Below are 2359 nucleotides of genomic sequence, written 5' to 3'. Positions count from 1 at the left end.
CGCATAGGCCGGCCTTCCCTAAGACAATATCCCCATGCAAACCCGAAATTTCGACCTGATCGCCTTTGACTGGGATGGCACGCTGTTTGATTCGACCAGCATCATCGTGCGCTGCATCCAGGCCGCGGTGCGCGACGTGGGCGGCACGGTGCCGACCGACAAGGAGGCCGGTTACGTCATAGGCCTGGGCCTGATGCAGGCCCTGGCCCATGCCGCGCCCGATGTGCCGCCAGAAAAATACCCGCAGCTCGGCGAGCGTTACCGCCACCACTACGCCGCGCACTACGACGACCTGAGCCTGTTTGCCGGCGTGTTGCCCCTGCTCGACGCGCTGAAGGCGCGCGGCCACCTGCTCGCGGTGGCCACCGGCAAGTCGCGCCGCGGCCTCGACGAGGTGCTGCGCACGGTGGAACTCAAGGGCATGTTCGACGGTTCGCGCACCGCCGACGAGACGGCCGGCAAACCCGACCCGCTGATGCTGCACGAGCTGATGGCGGAATTCGGCGTGATGCCCGAGCGCGTTCTGATGGTGGGCGACACCACCCACGACCTGCAGATGGCGCTCAATGCCGGCTGCCCCAGCGTGGGCGTGAGCTACGGCGCGCATGAGCCCGACACCTTCGCGGTGCTGGCGCCGCGCCATGTGGCGCATTCGGTGCCGGAATTGCACGACTGGTTGCTGGTCCATGGTTGATCTCGGGCGTTAAGGCCATGGACGAACGGCTAGCCCTGTGCAACAGCCGGGACCTGCTCGAAGGCGGGCTGGCGGTGCCCTTCGATGTGGTCTACGCGGGGCAGACCTGCCGCGCCTTCGCCGTGCGTTTTGAAGGCGTGGTCCATGCCTACCTCAATCGCTGCAGCCACGTCGCGATGGAGCTGGACTGGCAGCCCAACCGTGTGTTCGACGACCAGGGCCAGTGGCTGCTGTGCGCCAGCCACGGCGCCGCCTACCGTCCCGACACCGGCCAATGTGCGGGCGGGCCCTGCCAGGGCGGCCTGATCAAAATCCAGCTTTCCGAGGCGAAGGGGATTGTTTATTGGCATTCTGCTTACAACCTTAAACCGCTACAGTTCTAATACCTCTCTAAACTAACGCCCATGAACGACCCCCATCGCCCCGACCCTCCCATGGACTCTGATTCGCTGCGCGAGTCGGATTTCCGGCCCAACCAGCCGGAGTCCGTTCCGCCTTACGCCCAAGCCAAAAAATCCGCCGCCGACCCTTCCGCCACTCCCGGCTGGGAGCGCGCCACACTGGAAAAACTGGCCTTCGCCGCCCTCAACGAACAAAAGGCCACACGCCGCTGGAAGACTTTTGTGCGCCTGGCCTGGCTGGCCTTTTTTGTCGCGCTGGTCTGGATGGCGCTGCACCGCGGCACGCCCGCCAGCGACGCGACGGTTCCGCACACGGCCGTGGTGGAAATCAAGGGCGAGATCGCCGCGGGCGCCGACGCCAGCGCTGAATTTGTCAATGCGGCCTTGCGCGCGGCCTTTGAAGACGAAGGCGCCAAGGCCGTCGTGCTGCTGATCAATTCCCCCGGCGGCAGCCCCGTGCAGGCCGGCATGATGAACGACGAGATCCTGCGCTTGAAGGCCAAGCACAAGAAGCCGGTCTACGCCGTGGTCGAAGAGACCTGCGCGTCCGCCGCTTACTACATCGCCGTCTCGGCTGACAAGATCTACGTCGACAAGGCCAGCATTGTGGGCAGCATAGGCGTGCTGATGGACGGCTTCGGTTTCACCGGCCTGATGGACAAGCTGGGTGTGGAGCGCCGCCTGCTGACCGCCGGTGAGAACAAGGGCTTCCTGGACCCCTTCAGCCCGCAAAATGAAAAGCAGCGCGTGTTTGCCCAAGCCATGCTGGACCAGATCCACCAGCAGTTCATCGCGGTAGTGAAAGCCGGCCGCGGCAAGCGCCTGAAAGAAACGCCTGAGATGTTCAGCGGCCTGTTTTGGAGCGGCCAGCAGGCCGTGGAGCTGGGCCTGGCCGACCAGCTCGGCAACCTCGACTACGTCGCGCGCGAAGTGGTCAAGACCGACGAAATCATCGACTACACGCGCCGCGACAACGTGGCCGAGCGCCTGGCCAAGAAGTTCGGCGCCGCCATGGGCGAGGGTGCGATGAAGGCCTTCAAGGCGATTCCCGCGCTGCGCTGAGCCATCGAAACCCCGTTTAAAAGCCCGCACCATGCGGGCTTTTTTATTGGTGTGGGGCTTTTTTTAACGGCCTATGCCGAACACGGTCGGCAAGTCCAGCGGCGCCTGCGGCTTGTCGCGCTTCCAGGTGCTGACCTGCGCGCTGCGCGACCAGCCGGCGCCCAGGGTCAGGCCGCAGCTCAATGCCAGCCGGGTGTTGCCC

The 2359-nt window shown here is 64.9% G+C and carries 3 protein-coding genes; all 3 read left to right on the top strand.

Going from position 1 to position 2359, the window contains the following annotated elements; genetic code table 11:
- Window positions 1–34: 34 nt before the first annotated feature.
- Genes AC1D0P_RS24830 through AC1D0P_RS24820 form a run of 3 tightly spaced genes read left to right on the top strand, consistent with a single transcriptional unit; the run spans window position 35 to window position 2157 of the window.
- Window positions 35–694 carry an HAD family hydrolase gene (locus tag AC1D0P_RS24830; protein WP_477679171.1) on the top strand — a complete coding sequence of 220 codons (660 nt, stop codon included), beginning with the start codon at window positions 35–37 and terminating at the stop codon, window positions 692–694.
- Window positions 695–711: 17 nt separating this feature from the next.
- Window positions 712–1077 carry a Rieske (2Fe-2S) protein gene (locus AC1D0P_RS24825; RefSeq protein ID WP_477679170.1) on the top strand — a complete coding sequence of 122 codons (366 nt, stop codon included), beginning with the start codon at window positions 712–714 and terminating at the stop codon, window positions 1075–1077.
- 21 nt (window positions 1078–1098) lie between these two features.
- Window positions 1099–2157 (top strand): S49 family peptidase, encoded by a 1059-nt coding sequence (locus AC1D0P_RS24820; RefSeq protein WP_477679169.1) that lies wholly within the window; start codon window positions 1099–1101, stop codon window positions 2155–2157.
- Window positions 2158–2359 lie beyond the last annotated feature (202 nt).

This window comes from Polaromonas sp. P1_G2 (genome assembly GCF_056405515.1).
This window is presented reverse-complemented; position numbering and strand designations above follow the sequence as displayed.

Excerpts from the sequence above, each read along its gene's own strand:
- AC1D0P_RS24830 (WP_477679171.1), top strand. The coding sequence starts at position 35 with ATGCAAACCCGAAATTTCGACCTGATCGCCTTTGACTGGGATGGCACG.
- AC1D0P_RS24820 (WP_477679169.1), top strand. The coding sequence starts at position 1,099 with ATGAACGACCCCCATCGCCCCGACCCTCCCATGGACTCTGATTCGCTG.
- AC1D0P_RS24825 (WP_477679170.1), top strand. The coding sequence starts at position 712 with ATGGACGAACGGCTAGCCCTGTGCAACAGCCGGGACCTGCTCGAAGGC.